At 60.1% G+C, this 16,398-nt stretch carries 15 protein-coding genes; 5 read left to right on the top strand and 10 right to left on the bottom strand.

Annotated elements, in window-relative coordinates; translation table 11 throughout:
* Nucleotides 1-178: 178 nt before the first annotated feature.
* Nucleotides 179-1,300 (top strand): CaiB/BaiF CoA transferase family protein, encoded by a 1,122-nt coding sequence (locus UB90_RS16370; RefSeq protein ID WP_065324182.1) that lies wholly within the window; start codon nucleotides 179-181, stop codon nucleotides 1,298-1,300.
* A gap of 60 nt (nucleotides 1,301-1,360) precedes the next feature.
* On the opposite strand, the gene hemE is transcribed toward UB90_RS16370, so the two are convergent.
* A complete protein-coding gene (hemE, locus tag UB90_RS16365; RefSeq protein ID WP_065324181.1) occupies nucleotides 1,361-2,404 on the bottom strand; it encodes a uroporphyrinogen decarboxylase in 1,044 nt (347 codons plus the stop codon).
* Between the two features lie 121 nt (nucleotides 2,405-2,525).
* Here hemE and hemC point away from each other — a divergent pair, with 121 nt between their 5' ends.
* Complete coding sequence (hemC, locus tag UB90_RS16360) at nucleotides 2,526-3,482, top strand: hydroxymethylbilane synthase (protein ID WP_065324180.1); 957 nt, start codon at nucleotides 2,526-2,528, stop codon at nucleotides 3,480-3,482.
* 133 nt (nucleotides 3,483-3,615) lie between these two features.
* Nucleotides 3,616-4,536, top strand: coding sequence for a fatty acid desaturase family protein (locus tag UB90_RS16355; protein ID WP_227512045.1), 921 nt, complete (start codon nucleotides 3,616-3,618; stop codon nucleotides 4,534-4,536).
* 178 nt (nucleotides 4,537-4,714) lie between these two features.
* On the opposite strand, the gene UB90_RS16350 is transcribed toward UB90_RS16355, so the two are convergent.
* From UB90_RS16350 to clpS, 5 genes are all read right to left on the bottom strand, one after another.
* Nucleotides 4,715-5,593, bottom strand: a complete 879-nt coding sequence (locus UB90_RS16350; protein ID WP_065324488.1) for a glycoside hydrolase family 25 protein — start codon at nucleotides 5,591-5,593, stop codon at nucleotides 4,715-4,717.
* Between the two features lie 122 nt (nucleotides 5,594-5,715).
* A complete protein-coding gene (gene hemF / locus UB90_RS16345; protein ID WP_065324179.1) occupies nucleotides 5,716-6,618 on the bottom strand; it encodes an oxygen-dependent coproporphyrinogen oxidase in 903 nt (300 codons plus the stop codon).
* A gap of 40 nt (nucleotides 6,619-6,658) precedes the next feature.
* Nucleotides 6,659-7,462, bottom strand: a complete 804-nt coding sequence (locus UB90_RS16340; RefSeq protein WP_065324178.1) for an SDR family NAD(P)-dependent oxidoreductase — start codon at nucleotides 7,460-7,462, stop codon at nucleotides 6,659-6,661.
* 156 nt (nucleotides 7,463-7,618) lie between these two features.
* The gene (locus tag UB90_RS16330; protein ID WP_065324176.1) at nucleotides 7,619-8,605 is read right to left on the bottom strand and encodes a class I SAM-dependent methyltransferase; all 987 of its coding nucleotides are present in this window, start codon (nucleotides 8,603-8,605) and stop codon (nucleotides 7,619-7,621) included.
* A gap of 39 nt (nucleotides 8,606-8,644) precedes the next feature.
* Nucleotides 8,645-8,986, bottom strand: a complete 342-nt coding sequence (clpS, locus tag UB90_RS16325; protein ID WP_172599694.1) for an ATP-dependent Clp protease adapter ClpS — start codon at nucleotides 8,984-8,986, stop codon at nucleotides 8,645-8,647.
* A gap of 90 nt (nucleotides 8,987-9,076) precedes the next feature.
* Here clpS and UB90_RS16320 point away from each other — a divergent pair, with 90 nt between their 5' ends.
* Both UB90_RS16320 and UB90_RS16315 read left to right on the top strand, forming a co-directional pair.
* The gene (locus UB90_RS16320; RefSeq protein ID WP_065324175.1) at nucleotides 9,077-9,790 is read left to right on the top strand and encodes an HAD family hydrolase; all 714 of its coding nucleotides are present in this window, start codon (nucleotides 9,077-9,079) and stop codon (nucleotides 9,788-9,790) included.
* 318 nt (nucleotides 9,791-10,108) lie between these two features.
* Nucleotides 10,109-11,788 carry a D-alanyl-D-alanine carboxypeptidase family protein gene (locus tag UB90_RS16315; protein ID WP_065324487.1) on the top strand — a complete coding sequence of 560 codons (1,680 nt, stop codon included), beginning with the start codon at nucleotides 10,109-10,111 and terminating at the stop codon, nucleotides 11,786-11,788.
* 158 nt (nucleotides 11,789-11,946) lie between these two features.
* Here the strand turns inward: UB90_RS16315 and ccoS are convergent, their stop codons facing one another.
* From ccoS to ccoG, 4 genes are all read right to left on the bottom strand, one after another.
* A complete protein-coding gene (gene ccoS, locus UB90_RS16310) occupies nucleotides 11,947-12,105 on the bottom strand; it encodes a cbb3-type cytochrome oxidase assembly protein CcoS (protein WP_005629952.1) in 159 nt (52 codons plus the stop codon).
* A 17-nt stretch (nucleotides 12,106-12,122) separates the two neighbouring features.
* Nucleotides 12,123-14,306, bottom strand: a complete 2,184-nt coding sequence (locus tag UB90_RS16305) for a heavy metal translocating P-type ATPase (RefSeq protein WP_065324174.1) — start codon at nucleotides 14,304-14,306, stop codon at nucleotides 12,123-12,125.
* 80 nt (nucleotides 14,307-14,386) lie between these two features.
* Entirely contained in the window at nucleotides 14,387-14,863 is a 477-nt protein-coding gene (locus UB90_RS16300; RefSeq protein ID WP_005629945.1) for a FixH family protein, read from the bottom strand.
* Nucleotides 14,864-14,866: 3 nt separating this feature from the next.
* The gene (ccoG, locus tag UB90_RS16295) at nucleotides 14,867-16,297 is read right to left on the bottom strand and encodes a cytochrome c oxidase accessory protein CcoG (RefSeq protein WP_065324173.1); all 1,431 of its coding nucleotides are present in this window, start codon (nucleotides 16,295-16,297) and stop codon (nucleotides 14,867-14,869) included.
* Nucleotides 16,298-16,398 lie beyond the last annotated feature (101 nt).

Below are 16,398 nucleotides of genomic sequence, written 5' to 3'. Positions count from 1 at the left end.
CACATCTGTCTCCACCTAGCCGGAAATTTGTCGCGCTGCCAAGAACCTCTTGCCGCGATCCACATCGACAGCGAAGGGCCGCAACGTGGCGTCATGGCCTGCCACATAGATTGACAGCGCACGCCATGACCTGCGCGAATGCGATTTACACCCATCAGCACAACAACGAGGGACAGACATGCTCCGTGGGATTCGCATCATCGAAATCGAAGCACTGGGCCCCGCACCGTTTGCAGCAATGATGCTTGCTGATTTGGGGGCTGAAGTCATTTGCATTCATCGCAAGGGAACCGCCGCACCTCCCGGCATGCCAGAGCGCTCAATTCTGGATCGTGGTAAGAAATCCATCGCGCTTGATCTCAAAAATGCACAAGATCTTCAGATCGCACAGGAATTGATTGCCACCGCAGACGGCCTGATCGAGGGGTTTCGCCCCGGTGTCATGGAGCGCTTGGGGCTCGGCCCCACGCAAATGCATCAGAAAAACCCCAAGCTGATCTATGGCCGGATGACGGGCTGGGGGCAACAAAGCGCTCGCGCGACACAGGCTGGGCATGATCTGAACTATATTGCCCTGTCCGGGGCACTCTGGTCAGCCTCAGCCCCAAACGATACGCCCCTGACGCCACCGACCCTCGTAGGAGATATCGGTGGCGGCGCGCTCTACCTCGTCGCAGGGCTGCTGGCGGGTCTCCTGCGCGCCGCAGAAACCGGCGTGGGCACCGTGGTCGACGCGGCAATCTATGATGGGTCTGCGCATATGATGAACCTGCTTATGGCGCTGCGCCAAGCCGGTGGATTTGGAGAAACACGCGGGGAAAACCTGCTGGACGGCCCGCATTGGAGCCGAACCTATCTCTGCAAAGGTGGAGGATATATCGCGGTCCAGTGTTTTGAGCCTAAATTCTACGCCATCTTCCTTGCGAAACTGGGCCTTGGCGACGATCCTGATTTCCTTCACCAATTCGACAAGACACTCTGGCCTGAGCTCACAGTCCGCCTGTCAGGCCGCTTTGCAGAACACCCGCGCGAATACTGGGCAGACATGTTCAACGACTGTGACGCCTGCGTAACGGCCGTGCTCTCCCCGGCAGAAGCTGCGCAAGATGCAATGAACAGCCGCAAAACATGGCTTACACAGGATGGCCACCTTCAGGCTGCTCCCGCGCCGCGCTTTGATGATAAAATCCGCCCGATCGGGACATCGCCATACCGCGATCAGCATCGCGCGCATATTCTCGCAGACCTCGCTGATCGCCTCACATCATCTTCTAAACCAAAATATCCCGGGGGAGTTTGAGGGGGCAAAGCCCCCTCATCATAGCAGAGCTGAAACGGCATTTGACCGGGCCAAGCCAGATTACCCCGTGCCCCCCGCGCGGACTGTGTCAATCATAAGTTGAACATTGTCAGGGTTGGCATCCGGCGTGATCCCGTGGCCCAAGTTGAAAATATGTGGCCCTTTTGAAAACGCCTGCACGATCCGGCGTGTATCCGCGACAAGCTCTTCGCCGCCAGTCACCATATGGCGCGACGCAAGATTGCCTTGCACACAACCATCCACCTGCACCTGCGCCGCTGCCCATTCCGGATCAACAGAATTGTCGAGTGCCACGCAATCCACGCCGGTCGCCTTATGGAAGCCAACGTATTTCTCTCCGGCCTCACGTGGAAAACCGATGACCGGAATACCGGGATGGCGTGCCTTCAGTGCCGCCGTGATTTCACGTGCAGGCTCCAACGCGTATTTTTCAAACGCAACCCCCTTGAGCGATCCAGCCCAGCTGTCAAAGATCTTCACCACCTCTGCGCCCGCCTCAATCTGCGCCGAAAGGTAGTGAATAGTGGCTTCGGTGATACGCGCCAAGAGAGCCTCAAAAAGAGCGGTATTTTCCTGCATCAATGCGTGTGCAGGACCCTGATCCGGTGTCCCGCGTCCCGCGATCATGTAGGTCGCCACAGTCCACGGCGCCCCCGCAAACCCAATCAGCGTAGTCTCAGAAGGAAGCCCCCGCGACAGTATGCGCACCGTCTCGTAAATCGGGTTCAAGGTCTCATGCACGTCGCTGGCGGGGCCAATCTTGGCAAAATCCGCCTCCGTCGTGATGGTGGACAGGCGCGGCCCTTCACCGGTGACGAACCACAACTCCGCCCCCAACGCCTGCGGCACCAGAAGAATATCCGCAAACAGGATCGCCGCATCAAAACCGTAGCGACGGATGGGCTGCAACGTCACCTCAGCGGCCAGTTCCGGGTTGTAGCACAGGCTCAGGAAATCGCCGGCCTGCGCCCGTGTGGCGCGATATTCGGGCAGGTAGCGACCCGCCTGCCGCATCATCCAAATCGGTGGCACAGCCTGTGTTTCGCCTGCCAATGCGCGAAGGATCGTCTTTTTCTGGCCCATGCTCTGCCCCTTTAATTGCGGTCACTCTGAGGTCTAGCCTCAGCGGCAAATTGTCAAGGCTTGCCGGCCCGCACAGACTGGCGCTTGCCACGGCATAATGTCGCGACTAATCCTGTGCACCATGACCTTGACCCTGCCCTCTCCCGCTTCGCCCCTGAAGATCGGCACCCGCGGCTCTCCGCTGGCGCTCGCTCAGGCTTATGAGACCCGCGACCGGCTGGCCCGCGCCTTTGAGCTGGAGCCCACGGCCTTTGATATCGTGGTGATCAAGACCACCGGCGACAACCGCGCCATGATCGACGCGGATCGTCCGCTGAAAGAGATCGGCAACAAGGGGCTGTTCACCAAGGAGATCGAAGAGGCTCTGACCTCCGGCGGCATCGACCTCGCGGTGCATTCGATGAAGGACATGCCTACCGAGCAGCCCGAAGGGCTGATGCTGGATTGCTACCTGCCGCGCGAAGATGTCCGCGACGCGTTTGTCTCCCCCCAGATCCGTGCGATTGCCGATCTGCCGGAGGGCGCGGTCGTGGGCACCTCCTCCCTGCGCAGGCGCGCGCAACTGCTGCACCGGCGCCCGGATTTGCAGGTGGTGGAGTTCCGGGGTAACGTCCAGACCCGCCTGCAAAAGCTCCACGATGGCGTGGCCAGCGCAACCTTCCTCGCCATGGCCGGGTTGCGCCGCCTCAACATGGCCGAGGAGGTTCCCGCCACGCCCATCGCGCCCGAGGACATGCTGCCTGCGGTGGCCCAAGGCGCGATCGGCATCGAACGTCGCAGCCACGACACAACCGCGGCCGCCATGCTGGAAGCCATCCACCACGCCGAGACCAGCCTGCGCCTCGCGGCCGAGCGCGCGTTTCTGGCCGCGCTGGATGGATCCTGCGAAACGCCGATTGCCGCGCTGGCCGACCTCTCCGGCGGCACCTTGCAGCTGCGCGGCCAAATTCTACGCCCCGACGGATCAGAGGCGCTGGCGGACCAGCAAAGCTGCGCGATAGAAGACGGTGCCGAACTCGGTCGCCGCATGGGCGAGGCTCTGCGCGCGCGGGCGGGAGAAGGGTTCTTCAGCCACTGACCGACGGGCCCGCGCTCCCGCGTTTGCAACCGTCATAACCGGTCGCAGCCTGCGTGACGCCACGCCCCGATTGACGCAAGGCCCGCTCCGCTGCCAGCCTGAGGAGTGAACCAGGGTGCGGGGAGGGCACGTCATGACACCGGGAAAGGCCTATCTCAGCAGCGACGACATTCGCCCGCTTGCTGCGCGATCAGACCTGATGGGCGCGTGGCTGGTGCTGCATTGCTGGGGCGTGATTGCGGCGGCGGTGGCGCTGTTTGCACTCTGGCCCAACCTCCTGACGGCGCTTATTGCAGTGATGCTCATCGGCTCGCGCCAATTGGGACTGGCCATCCTGATGCATGAGGCCGCGCATAATGCGCTGTTCAAAACGCGCAGGCTGAATGATCACATTGGGCAATGGTTCTGCGCGCGTCCGATCCTGGCCGACCTGCTGGCCTATCGCCACTATCATCTGACCCATCACCGCTACACCCAGACCGATAATGACCCGGATCTGGCGCTGTCGCTGGCCTTCCCGACCACACGCGCCTCCCTCAAGCGCAAGTTCACCCGCGACCTCACGGGCCAAACCGGCCTCAAGCAACTCTTTGGCCAGATCCGCATGTCCCTTGTGCTGGCCGCCTCGGGCGATTTTGCGCAGACGTTCAAGAGCCCGCGTCTGCTGCCCGCCCTGCCAATGTTCCTGCTGCCGATGCTGGTCATGAGCCTGCTGGGCAGCTGGTGGTGGGGGCTGGCCTTCTGGCTCCTGCCCTATCTGACATGGTTCCAATTCGTCGTGCGCCTGCGCAATATCGCCGAACACAGCGCGGTAGAACGATCTGAGAACCCGTTCCAAAACGTGCGAACCACCTATGCCGGCCCACTAGCCCGTGCTCTGGTCGCGCCCTACTGGGTGAACTATCACCTCGAACACCACATGGTCATGCATGTTCCGTGCTGGCAGCTGCCAAAGATGCACGCTCTCTTGCTGGCAAAAAAGATACGGCACGCGCATGCGGGTGGCAAAAAGCTACAGGCAGGCCCTGATCGAAGCGGGCTGGCACCGCCCTAGCACCTGACCGGACCGTCGCTGCTGCCGCACCGGGTAAGGGGGCGCTCCCGCCCCTTTGCGGGTGAGACAAGCCTCCCCCAAAAGCGTTGGGCCCGGCAGGGGCAGCGCCGAAGGCGCTGCCCCTGCCCCCCGGCGATCCGCGCAAGCGGAGCGCAAAACCTACTGCCCCGCGCTTGAATCAGCCCTCCGCCTCTGCCGGGGGCACCTCCACCGGCAGGTATTTCCTATATCCAAGCCATTGGAGCCAGTTCTCCGCGCTCCCCGCAAAGGCGTTCAAGTCCACATTTCCCTTGATGCCGGGAACAGAGCCTGTGCCCGTGTATTGCCAGAACACCCAATGCGCGCCGGGATAGACCTGCTCTGGATGCCCGGCGACCGACCGCAGCCAGAAATCCCCCCCCTGAAGCTGCCCAATCCCGGTGTCGCGATAGAAATCCACCGTGGTATAAACCACCGGCCTGCGACCATAGTGCTGCTCAATCTTCTGGATGAAGCGTTCCGCCTCATGCCGCGCCTCGGCTCCGGAAGGGCGGCGTTTGCAGCTCGGCGAGGCATGGTTCCATTCGATGTCCAGCACCGGTGGCAGACTACCTGCCTCCTTGGGGACATTGCGGATGAACCAGCGCGCCTGCTCTTCCGGGCTGCGACAGAAATAATAGAAATGATAGGCCCCGCGTCGCAGACCTGCACGCCGTGCCGCGCGCCAGTTGGACTTGAACTCGGGGTCCAGATGGTCGCCCCCTTCCGTGGCCTTGATCCACGCAAAGGACACCCCCGCCGCACCCACCTGACGCCAGTCTATATCGCCCTGATAGCGCGCCACATCGATGCCATGGATCGGATAGCCCCATGGCGTGCCCCCCTCCCAGTCGTGGGGGTCATTGTCGCCGTATTTCGGATAGGTCGCGAGCGCCGCATAGGCACGTGCAAAAGCGGGATCTATCACCCGCTCGACCTCCCCCTCCAGAGGCGGCGGCGGCACCGGCTCCCGCGTTGCACTGCCGCAGGCGGCCAGCGCCGCGAGCATCCCCAAACCAATCAGTTGATGAAATTTCATATCTACCTGCCAAAGAAAACTGCCTGCCTCCATAGAGCCGGAGACAGGCAGATCCTTCAATGCAGAATGCCGAATAGGGTCCGCTTTCCCGCACGCTGAGCGGGTTTACACCGATGTGACCGTCAGACCCATTTTGCGAGCGGCGGCAGGCTCATCAACACCGCATTGGCGTCATGCCCGGTCTCCAAACCGAACTTGGTACCGCGATCATAAACGAGGTTGTATTCCGCATAGAGCCCGCGGTGAATGAGCTGCGCCTCTTTGTCCGCCTCAGAGCAAGTCTGCACTCGGCGTTTTTCCACCAGAGGCACAAAGGCCGGCAGGAAGGCGCGGCCAATGTCCTGAATCAGCGCAAAATCCGCCGCCCAGTCGCCGGTGTTGTGATCGTCCAGAAAAATACCGCCAACTCCGCGCGCCCGCCCGCGATGCGGAATGAAGAAATACTCATCCGCCCAGGCCTTCAGCCGGGGGTAGAGGTCGCCGCCATGCGGGTCGAGATGCGCTTGCTGCACGCCGTGGAAATGCCCCGTGTCCTCGTCATACTCGATACAGGGGTTGAGGTCAGACCCGCCCCCGAACCACCAGCCATGCGGTGTCCAGAACATACGCGTATTCATATGTACCGCCGGCACATGCGGGTTGCGCATATGTGCCACCAGCGAAATGCCCGAGGCCCAGAACCGCGGATCTTCTTTCATGCCCGGCAGCCCCTTGCGGGCCGCCATCGCGTTTTGCGCGCGTTCGCCAAGTGTCCCGTAGACCTCGGAAATATTGACGCCGACCTTTTCAAATACGCGCCCGCCACGCATCACGCTCATCAAGCCACCGCCCGCGTCAGAGCCATCTTCCGCCGTGCGCTTGGTCTCGCTCACGTCAAACCGTTCCGCCTCCATATCGGCAAAGGGACCGTCTGCATGGCTGCCCTCCAGCCCCTCAAAAGCTGCAACGATCTGATCGCGCAACTCCCGGAACCATGCTGCCGCGCGCGCTTTTTCTGCGCGCATCTCTGTCGCATTCTCTGCCATCCGGGCCTCCTGAGTCAGATCGTAATTCGAGCGTGTCGCCTCAATGCACCGGCGCGGTGACGGGATCAAGCAGCGTACGCCCACCATCCAGCGTCAACACCTGCCCGGTCATAAATCCCGAGGCCTCGGAGGCCAGAAACTGCGCCGTCTCGGTCAGTTCGGTGGGCGGCGCGATCCGGTTGAGGGGCGTGTGCTCCTCGATGTCCTGCCGCAGGGAGCGGTTGTCCTTGAGCGTGGCCTGCATCGATGCACTCATCACAGAGCCGAAAGCGATGGAATTCACCCGGATCTTATGCGGCGCCAGCGACACCGCCAGCGAGCGTGTCATCTGGTCCAGCGCAGCCGAGGTCACGGAGTAGCCCATCAGATCCGGGTGGGTGCGCCGGGCGGCAATTGACGACAGGTTGATGATGGCACCATTTGCGCCCTCGTCGTCGCGCTCCTCGCCCTGGCGGATCATCCGCTTGGCCACATGCTGCGACAGGCGCAATGTCGACATCAGGTTCTGGTGCAACAGAAATTCGACACTCTCATCATCCGGGTTGAGTGGATCACTGGGCACAACCTTGCGCGCCCCATTGACCAGAATGTCGATCTGATCGAAGGCATCAATGGTGGCCGATAAAAGGTTGGCAATGGTCAGGCGCTCTCGTAGATCCCCGGCGAAATGGCGGATATTGCCATCTTCGACGTCGCTGCCCAGTTCCTGCAGGAGTGCGGCCTCATCATGGTCCACGAACATAACATTCGCGCCTTCGCGCGCGAACTGTCGACCAATCGCCAGACCAATGCCATTTGCGGCACCAGTTACGATGGCCGTCTTGCCAGAGATGGAAAAACTCATGGGATAAAGATCCTTGCTTGCGTCAGGCGATGCGCCTGTTCCTTGGGCCAGGTTTCAGAACAAAAAGCACCCAAGTTGGTGCGCGTGTTGTCGCGACGATAGCCCGAAGGATTTGAGATTTGAACAGGTTTTGCGGCCTTGCCGTAAGGGCAGATCCTAGCGGCTGCGGCGTGGACGAGCGGCATGCAGGATCTTGAAACGATTGTCTCCTGCAACCTCAGTGAGCGACGCAAAGGCCTCGTTCAGTGGCGTCTCATACGGAAGATGCCGATTGGCCACTAACCAAAGCTGGCCTGCCGGTTTCAGCAACCGCGCCGCATTGGCGATAAACGCCTGTCCCAACGCAGGCTCGGCGGCGCGACCGGTGTGAAACGGCGGGTTCATGACGACCGCATCCAAACTGCCTTTCACTCCCCACTGGCGTGCATCCGCCCAGTGAAACTGCGCGCGTGCATCGTCCACATTGCGACGTGCGCAGGTCAGTGCGATATGATCGGCTTCCACCAGACGCAGCGTCTCCACGGTGTCGCGACCAAGAATCTGCGCAGAAAGATAGCCCCAACCGGCTCCTAGATCCGCAACCTCTTTACCGAGCTTTGCCGGAAGCGCCTGAGCCAATAGCGCCGATGCAGGATCAATCCCATCTGCAGAAAATACACCCGGCGCGGTGACAAAGCCGCCAGAAACTTCCTGCGCCCCCAAGATCCAATCAGACAGACCCAAACCACCCTCGATGCAAAAAGCCTTGCCATGTGCCTTTGACGTGGCTGCAGAGGGCGTGGTTCGCTTTTTCAACTCTTTCAGGAGGGAATCGATGCCGTCGGTTTTGGCACCATCAATCAGTACCGGACCTTGGGTTGCAGCAACCGCCTGCGCCACAAGCTGCCTCGCAAGCGGTTTGGCACGCGGGATGAACACAACCGCCGCAGCATAGGTCGCCCCTGCCTCAGCCTCAGCTACACAGGTCAAACCACGCGCGGTCCAATAGTCATTTTCCGGCTTCAGCGGCTGGATCACCTCTAGCTGCCCCTGAGGCAGAGCCGAGAGGTCATGGCCCTCACGCGGAAGAAAAACAGCGATTCGCCCCGTTTCAGGAACGGCGAAATCGCCTGAATGAACCGCGAGGCTCAGGCGTTGAGACATCTTGAGAGACCTTTCCAGAACCAACCCGCTATGATCGGGTCAGTCGTCTTTTTCCATGGTGCATTGCAGAGGATGCTGATGGCGACGCGCGTAATCCATCACCTGCGCCACTTTGGTTTCAGCAACTTCATGGCTGAAAACACCAACAACGGCGAGACCTTTTTTATGCACTGTCAGCATGATTTCAAAGGCTTGCGCATGGTTGAGCCCAAAGAACCGCTCCAGGACGATGACCACAAACTCCATCGGTGTGTAGTCATCGTTTAACAGCAGCACCTTGTAGCGCGGCGGCCGTTGCGTACGCGGGCGGGTTTTGGTCAGAACACCAAGGTCGCTCTCGTCATCCGGATTGTCCGACATCATTACGGGGTGCTTTAGCATGGGATCAAAATTTTCCAGTCGTGCATCTGCGTTCGTCAACGGCTTATATAGGGGAAGACCCCATAAGGAAAAGAGATTGAGGCCGGGATAATGCCTAGAACGCTCACGACCATCGGTTTTGACGCAGATGACACGCTCTGGCACAACGAGCGTTTCTTTCGGGTGACGCAGGATCGCTTTGCTGAACTGCTGATGGACCACACTCCAGAAGATATGGGACCAGAGGCCCTGGAGCGCAAACTGCTGGATGCTGAAAAGCGCAATCTTGGGGCCTATGGCTACGGCGTCAAGGGCTTCACCCTCTCGATGATCGAAACCGCTATCGACGTCACCGAAGGCCGGGTTCCATCTTCTGTTATCAAAGAGTTACTGGAAGCGGGACAAATGATGCTCTCCTTTCCGATCGAGCTGTTGCCACACGCAAGAACAGCAGTCGAGGCCGTGGCAGACGACTATCGCGTTGTCCTGATTACCAAGGGCGATCTATTGGATCAGGAACGCAAACTGGCGCAATCCGGCCTTGGCGAGTTATTCGACGCGGTCGAGGTGGTCTCTGAAAAGACGCCTCAGGTGTATATCGATATCTTCAATCGCCATGGCGACGGAGTCGCGCGCGCCTTGATGGCCGGAAATTCCATGCGTTCCGATGTCGTCCCCGTGGTGGAGGCAGGTGGGCATGGCGTCTATGTTCCCCATGGACTCGTGTGGGAAGTCGAGCACGCCGACGCCCCCGAACACAGCCCGCGCTACCACGAGATTTCCGATCTGAGCGCCCTGCCCGCTCTCATCGAGCGACTCGGCTAAAACCCGCCGGAAAACCGGGTTATGTTAACCAATCATTCACTACTGTGACCTCAACGCTTCATTTCACCTGTGAAATAAGGCGTGATACCGGTTGCAGCACTGCCAAGCAGACAGAAAATTGCTGACATTTTTGCCGCCGCTATCGCTTTATTTAGCGAGGAAAAGGCATGCGACTACTAGATGTCGACAACCCTTAGGTTTCGCCCGTCCAGCACAACAAGATGTTCCTTCACAACTGGTTTATTCGTCAGACCGGCTATGATACGCTTGCATAAGCAGACAAAACGTCAGCCGGAAAACCGGCGACACGAGGCAAACATGGCAGTGATTTCTCAGGTCGACGGCGGTCGTCTCTTCTCCCGTTGGGGGAAGTGTGGCCGTGGGCAACGTCGCAATTCAGGGCAAGCAATTCTCCAAGGCGCGGTAGGGCTGTGCAAACGCACCATACAGGGTCTGGCGCTCGCAGTCGGGCTGGTTGCGGTCGCTCCAGAACAGGCGGCAGCGGCACCTTATGCTGCAATGGTGATGGATGCGCGCACGGGGGAGGTCTTGCACTCCCGTAACGCCGACACACGATTGCACCCGGCCTCCCTCACTAAAATGATGACGCTCTACATCGCCTTTGAGGCGGTGCGGAACGGAGAAATAAGCCTCGATACAGAAATCACGGTTTCCCGTAACGCCGAAGCAGAGCCGCCCTCAGAACTGGGCTTGCGGCGTGGCCAGAAAATCGCCCTGCGCTATTTGATCCGTGCAGCTGCGGTGAAATCTGCCAATGACGCCGCAACTGCCATCGGCGAGGCAATCTCCGGCTCCGAAGCCGCCTTTGCCCGGCGCATGAACCGCACGGCCAAAGCGCTGGGTATGACCCGGACCACATTTAAAAACGCGCACGGTCTGACCGCCAATGGGCATATGTCTACGGCGCGCGACATGACCATCCTCGGGCGTCATATGCTTTATGATTACCCTGAGTATTATAACCTGTTCTCGCGCAAATCGACCAACGCAGGAACCAAAGTGGTGTACAACACCAACCGACGGTTTCTCGCAGCCTATCGCGGCGCGGACGGCATTAAGACCGGCTACACCCGTGCGGCTGGCTTTAACCTTGTGTCTTCAGCCAAACGCGGAGATGAGCGCATCATCGCGACCGTGTTCGGCGGCCAATCTACGGCGGCACGCAACGCCAAGGTTGCCGAACTTCTGGACCTTGGGTTCCGACGCGCGCCCGCCTACGCCAAATTGCAAAAACCCCCGATGCCACCTTATGTGGGCAACAGCGGCGTGCGCCTGGCAGAGGATGACACTCATGGGCTTGCTGGCAAGACCATTCGCGTAAGCGGTGTGATCTCCGAAACCATGCGCCCGCGTGCCCGCCCCGCACCCGAGGTCGATCCGGCCTTGCTGGTGGCCGAAGCAGAGGTTGCGCCCGAAACCGCAGAAGAAGAGGTGCAGATCGCCGCGTTGGACACAGACGCGCTTCAATCCGGCATCAACAGCGCGCTTCTGGAGGTCACCGAAGTTTCTGAAGTGTCGGCAATTCAGCCCCTCGCACGTCCTGCTCAACGTCAAGCAGATGTAGAGGGCGAAGAAGCTCTGAAAGCCGAAATTCGAACCGCCGTTGCCCGCGCGGTCGAGGCCCCAACCCAGCGTCGCTACACGGGACCGCGCCCACAGGTGCGCCCGACGGGGCTGGAAACACAGGTTGCTTCGGTCGAGGAACCTGTAGTTGTGACACGCCTGTCGACCTCAGGCGGGCGCTACTGGGGTATCAATGTCGGTCGCTACACGAACCGTTTTCAGGCCGAGAAAGTCCTGTTGCGCACCGCTTTGGCTGAAATGGAAACACTCGATGGCTCACTCCGCAAAGTGGTACAGAGCCCGCGCGGCTTTGATGCAAACTTCCTCGGTATGACCAAGGAAAGCGCGGAACTTGCCTGCCGCCGCCTCAACTCTCGCAATGTAACCTGTGAAACACTGGGGCCGGCGTCCTAACCCCCAAGCGACAGAGCCAAGGCCTGCCGACAGCATCTAAAAAATAATAGCCGCTGCACCATCACCCGGGGCAGCGGCTATTTCATTCTTCTAACCCCAAATATCCCGGGGGTGAATTGCCCGGCACGGGCAAGAGGGGGCAGTGCCCCCACCAGCCTTCAGGGCTTGGGGTGGTCGTCCCATTCATCGCTCAAGATCCGACGCGCATCCCCCTCTGGGTCGTCGTATTGTTCTGAACGCACGGTATAGATGAACCCGATCAACCCCGCCCCGCCAAGGATCAGGGAGATAGGAATAAGATAAGACAAAACGGTCATGTCGCTCCCCAGCGCGCCTAACGCAGGCGCAGTGCGTTGAGTGATACGGTAATCGACGACGTAGACATCGCCAGCGCCGCAATCAAGGGCGTGGCCAGACCGGCAATCGCCAGAGGCACAGCTATCACATTGTACAGTGTTGCAATCTGGAAGTTCTCGCGAATACGCTTAGTGGCACGCTTGGCCACACCGCATGCCTCCGAAATCGGAGACAGATCTTTACCCAGCAAAACAATATCAGACGCCACCCGCGCAGCATCGAGCGCCGAAGCGGGCGAGATCGAGACATGCGCACCCGCCAACGCCGCCGTGTCGTTGAGACCATCCCCGACCATCAGCACCTTATGGCCTGCCTCGGTCAGTTGTGACACGCGCGCAGCCTTTTCATCTGGTAGCGCTTCGGCCACCCAACTCTGAATACCCAATCGTTCTGCCAGATCGCGGACTGCCGCCACCGTATCGCCGGAGATAAGCATCACGTCCATACCTGCATCTTGAAGCGCTGAAACCGCTTCCTGCGCACCGGGGCGCAAGGCATCCGTAAAACGGATTGCAACTGGCAGGCCATCGCCCAGATCCAGCCAAGTGGCTGTCTGCTCCAACGACCCACGCGCCCCGACCCAAGCGGCACGCCCCAGCCGCACGACCTGCCCGGAAAGGCACGCCTGCGTGCCGTAGCCGGGCACTTCTTGCAGATCTTCCAACACCACAGCCTCAACCCCTGCCGCCTTTGCCGCACGGGTCAGCGCGATGGCCAGCGGGTGGCTCGACCCTTCGGCCAAGGCCAAAGCGACGGACAGCTGTTGGGGGGTCAACTCATCAAGGTTCACAACCTCCGGCGCTCCCGCTGTCAATGTTCCGGTCTTGTCAAACACCACCGTGTCCACCTCGGCGAGCCGCTCCAGCGCAGTGGCATGTTTGACCAGCAGACCCGCCCGAAACAATCGACCCGAGGCAGCCGTGGTCACCGCAGGGACCGCAAGGCCCAATGCACAGGGGCATGTGATAATCAGCACCGCAGCCGCAATATTCAGGGCCGTGCGCAGATCAAAGGTGTATAGATACCACCCAGCGAAGGCGAGCGCCGACAGGATATGTACCCCGGGCGCATAGAGTTTCGCCGCGCTATCCGCGAGCGAGGTGTAACGAGACCGCCCCGACTCTGCGATTGCCACCAAATCCGCCATACGATGTAGTGAGGTCTCAGCGCCAACTGCTGTGGCGCGGATGGTCAGCGGTCCGGTCAAATTGACCTCACCTGCGGAAACCTCGGTGCCCGGTTCTGCGAGGACCGGCAATGTCTCCCCGGTCAGCAATGAACGATCCAGCTCTGAACGCCCCTCAATGATCTCGCCATCTACCGGCATACGTCCGCCGGGGCGCACGCGGATCAGATCACCAATCGCCAGATCAGCAACGGAGACCTCGACCTCCTGTCCCTGCTCATCCAGACGCCAGGCACGCGGAACCTCGAGCGCTGCAAGCTCCTCCGCGGCGGATCGGGCCGCAGCACGAGTCCGGTGGTCAAGATACCGCCCCGCCAGCAAGAAGAACGTCAACGTCAGCGCCGCATCGAAATAGGCATGCTCCCCCGAAAGCGATGTCTCCCATAGCGAAGTCACCAACGCGAGCAACAACGCCAACACGATGGGCACATCCATATTGAGACGACGTGCCCGCAGCGCATGCCATGCGTTTCGGAAAAACGGTTGCCCGGAATAGATGATGGCTGGAAAGGTGATCGCAGCGGAAATCCAGTGGAACATGTCACGGGTCGCGTCAGACGCGCCGGACCAGACTGAGATCGACAGCAGCATCACATTCATGGACGCAAAGCCTGCCACCGCAAGCCGCAGCAACAATTCACGCCCTGCGCGATCTGTTTCAGTCGCAGCCAAAGCCGCAAGATCCAACTCATGCGCCTCGTAACCAAGCCCCTCGCAAACCGGAACCAGATCCGCCGCCCGCATGTCCGGGTCAGCCTCAATGAGGGCCCGTTTCAGGGTCAGATTGACGCGCGCAGTTCGCACGCCCGGCACTTGCGACAACCCGCGCTCGACCTTGGAAATACAGGCCTGACAGTGGATTGTCGGCAAGGATATCGCAAGGCGCGCCTCGGTGGGTGCATCCTCCGCCGCCTCTGTCGGGGCAGCCACACAACCGGGGCACACAGCCGTTTGATGACGCATCGGAGCAGTCATGGTTCTACCTCTGAGGGACGCTGATCACAGATACTGCGTGCAAACGCGCGTATCTCGCACGGTGGAGTCAGGCGTCAGTGCTACTTTTTGACGTGCAGAATCACGCGCTGAGTGAACTCAGTGCCATCCTTGGCACGCGCGATCATTCGAATGTTCCAGTTTCCCGGTGCCAGTTCCGCAGGTGCGACATATGCGGAGCCATCGAATACAAACTGCGGGTTCTGATCGTCCTTCACATGCGTGGCCCGACCAAGTGTCGCGGTCAGCGAGGCGACTTCTACCGGCTGACCGTCACGATCGGTGATCTCCAGCTTCACCTCTTCCCCAACCGCGGAGGCATATACCGACCACCCCAGCGCCTCCTGCGCGGCGCGGCGTGTATCAAACTGTTGGCTCGCGACATAAGAGTTCTTCACTTCAAGGCCGGGAAACGTGCTCACAGCGCTATAGGCCATGTAGACATTCACCGTGATGATGATCCCGAAAAACCCCACACACAGCGCCAGCATATGCTTGCCTGTGAACTCGCGAGGTTTTCGTGTGGTCTCTCCCGTCATGGATCAATTCCCCCGTCCGTTGAAGGTGGTGTCGCGGTAAGCACGCTCGCCCGATGTGAGATCTTCGACCCAAATCCGCAGCCCGGTGTTCTCGGCTTCCGCGGGAGCACTCCCACGCGGCGCGGCGATATAGACCCGTTGCAGGCTTGCGCTGTCAGCAGGGACTTGAACCGTAACACTTTCTTCCCCCTCGAGCGAGACAGAGAGCGCCGGATCACCGACAATCGACAGCTCAAACAGTCGCGGCTCACCGTGTTTGTTTGACAGTCGCACATCATAGGTGTTGCGAATGGTTCCGTCCGAGAGCGTGACATAGGTCGGGTTCCGCACCGGCGCTACAGTCATATTGATGTCTGCACGGATGAAGAGTGCGAACACAAGCGCCAGCCCCACACCACCCCAAAGCGTCGTGTACATAATCGTGCGCGGGCGCAGGATGTGCTTCCAGACCGGGCGCGGTGGTTTGCCCGCACGCTCATTGGTTTCATCCGACAGCGCCATATAATCAATGAGCCCGCGTGGCTTGCCCACTTTGGCCATGATGTCATCGCAGGCATCAATACAAAGCGCACAGGTGATGCACTCCATCTGTTGGCCCTTGCGAATATCGATCCCCATGGGACAGACGTTCACACAGGCCATGCAGTCGATACAATCGCCCTTTTGATCCGCATCGGCCGATTTCCGGTGCTTGCCACGCGGCTCGCCGCGCCAATCGCGATACCCGACGGTCAGCGTATCCTCATCCATCATCGCCGCCTGAATACGCGGCCACGGGCAAGCATAGATACAGATCTGTTCGCGGGCAAAGCCGCCGAAGAAGAAGGTCGTGAAGGTCAGGATCGCCATTGTGGTGTACGCCACCGGGTGTGCCTGACCTGTCACCAGATCATGCAGCAGGGTTGGTGCATCGGCAAAGTAGAACACCCATGCCCCACCGGTTGCCAGGCCAATCAAAAGCCAGGCCACCCATTTGGTCATCCGCAGGCGCGCTTTTTTGAAATCCCATTTTTTCTGACGGTGCAGGCGCAGGCGCGCGTTGCGGTCCCCCTCGATCCAGCGCTCAACCAGAATGAAAAGATCAGTCCAGACAGTCTGCGGGCAAGCATAGCCGCACCAGACCCGCCCCAACGCCGAGGTGAACAGAAACAGGCCAAGGCCCGCCATGATCAACAGGCCCGCGACGAAATAGAATTCATGCGGCCAGATCTCAATCCAGAAGAAATAAAACCGTCGCCCGGCAAGATCGAGCAACACCGCCTGATCCGGCAGTTCTGGCCCACGGTCCCAACGGATCCAAGGCAGCAGGTAGTAGATGCCCAAGGTAACCGCCATGATCACCCATTTGAGAGTGCGGAACTTTCCCGAGACTCGGCGGGGAAAGATGGGCTCCCTTGCGGCGTAAAGGCTGGGGGCTTGGCTCGAATCGCTCAACTTCTGGCTCCGATCCTGTGACAGGTCTGATGGTGTTCTCCCAGAGACCGGGGATCGAGACTTTGACGTGGATCAAAATTCGCATCCCATATGTGCATTTT

Origin of the sequence: Tritonibacter mobilis, assembly GCF_001681715.1 — a bacterium.
Lineage (GTDB): Bacteria > Pseudomonadota > Alphaproteobacteria > Rhodobacterales > Rhodobacteraceae > Epibacterium > Epibacterium mobile.
The sequence above is the reverse complement of the archived record's forward strand: the minus strand, read 5'-3'. Positions and strand labels throughout refer to the sequence as shown.

Bases quoted from the DNA above. Each gene is read 5' to 3' on its own strand.
- UB90_RS16370 (WP_065324182.1), top strand. From the start codon at position 179: ATGCTCCGTGGGATTCGCATCATCGAAATCGAAGCACTGGGCCCCGCA.
- hemE (WP_065324181.1), bottom strand. From the start codon at position 2,404: ATGGGCCAGAAAAAGACGATCCTTCGCGCATTGGCAGGCGAAACACAG.
- hemC (WP_065324180.1), top strand. From the start codon at position 2,526: ATGACCTTGACCCTGCCCTCTCCCGCTTCGCCCCTGAAGATCGGCACC.
- UB90_RS16355 (WP_227512045.1), top strand. From the start codon at position 3,616: ATGACACCGGGAAAGGCCTATCTCAGCAGCGACGACATTCGCCCGCTT.
- UB90_RS16350 (WP_065324488.1), bottom strand. From the start codon at position 5,593: ATGAAATTTCATCAACTGATTGGTTTGGGGATGCTCGCGGCGCTGGCC.
- hemF (WP_065324179.1), bottom strand. From the start codon at position 6,618: ATGGCAGAGAATGCGACAGAGATGCGCGCAGAAAAAGCGCGCGCGGCA.
- UB90_RS16340 (WP_065324178.1), bottom strand. From the start codon at position 7,462: ATGAGTTTTTCCATCTCTGGCAAGACGGCCATCGTAACTGGTGCCGCA.
- UB90_RS16330 (WP_065324176.1), bottom strand. From the start codon at position 8,605: ATGTCTCAACGCCTGAGCCTCGCGGTTCATTCAGGCGATTTCGCCGTT.
- clpS (WP_172599694.1), bottom strand. From the start codon at position 8,986: ATGCTAAAGCACCCCGTAATGATGTCGGACAATCCGGATGACGAGAGC.
- UB90_RS16320 (WP_065324175.1), top strand. From the start codon at position 9,077: ATGCCTAGAACGCTCACGACCATCGGTTTTGACGCAGATGACACGCTC.
- UB90_RS16315 (WP_065324487.1), top strand. From the start codon at position 10,109: ATGGCAGTGATTTCTCAGGTCGACGGCGGTCGTCTCTTCTCCCGTTGG.
- ccoS (WP_005629952.1), bottom strand. From the start codon at position 12,105: ATGACCGTTTTGTCTTATCTTATTCCTATCTCCCTGATCCTTGGCGGG.
- UB90_RS16305 (WP_065324174.1), bottom strand. From the start codon at position 14,306: ATGACTGCTCCGATGCGTCATCAAACGGCTGTGTGCCCCGGTTGTGTG.
- UB90_RS16300 (WP_005629945.1), bottom strand. From the start codon at position 14,863: ATGACGGGAGAGACCACACGAAAACCTCGCGAGTTCACAGGCAAGCAT.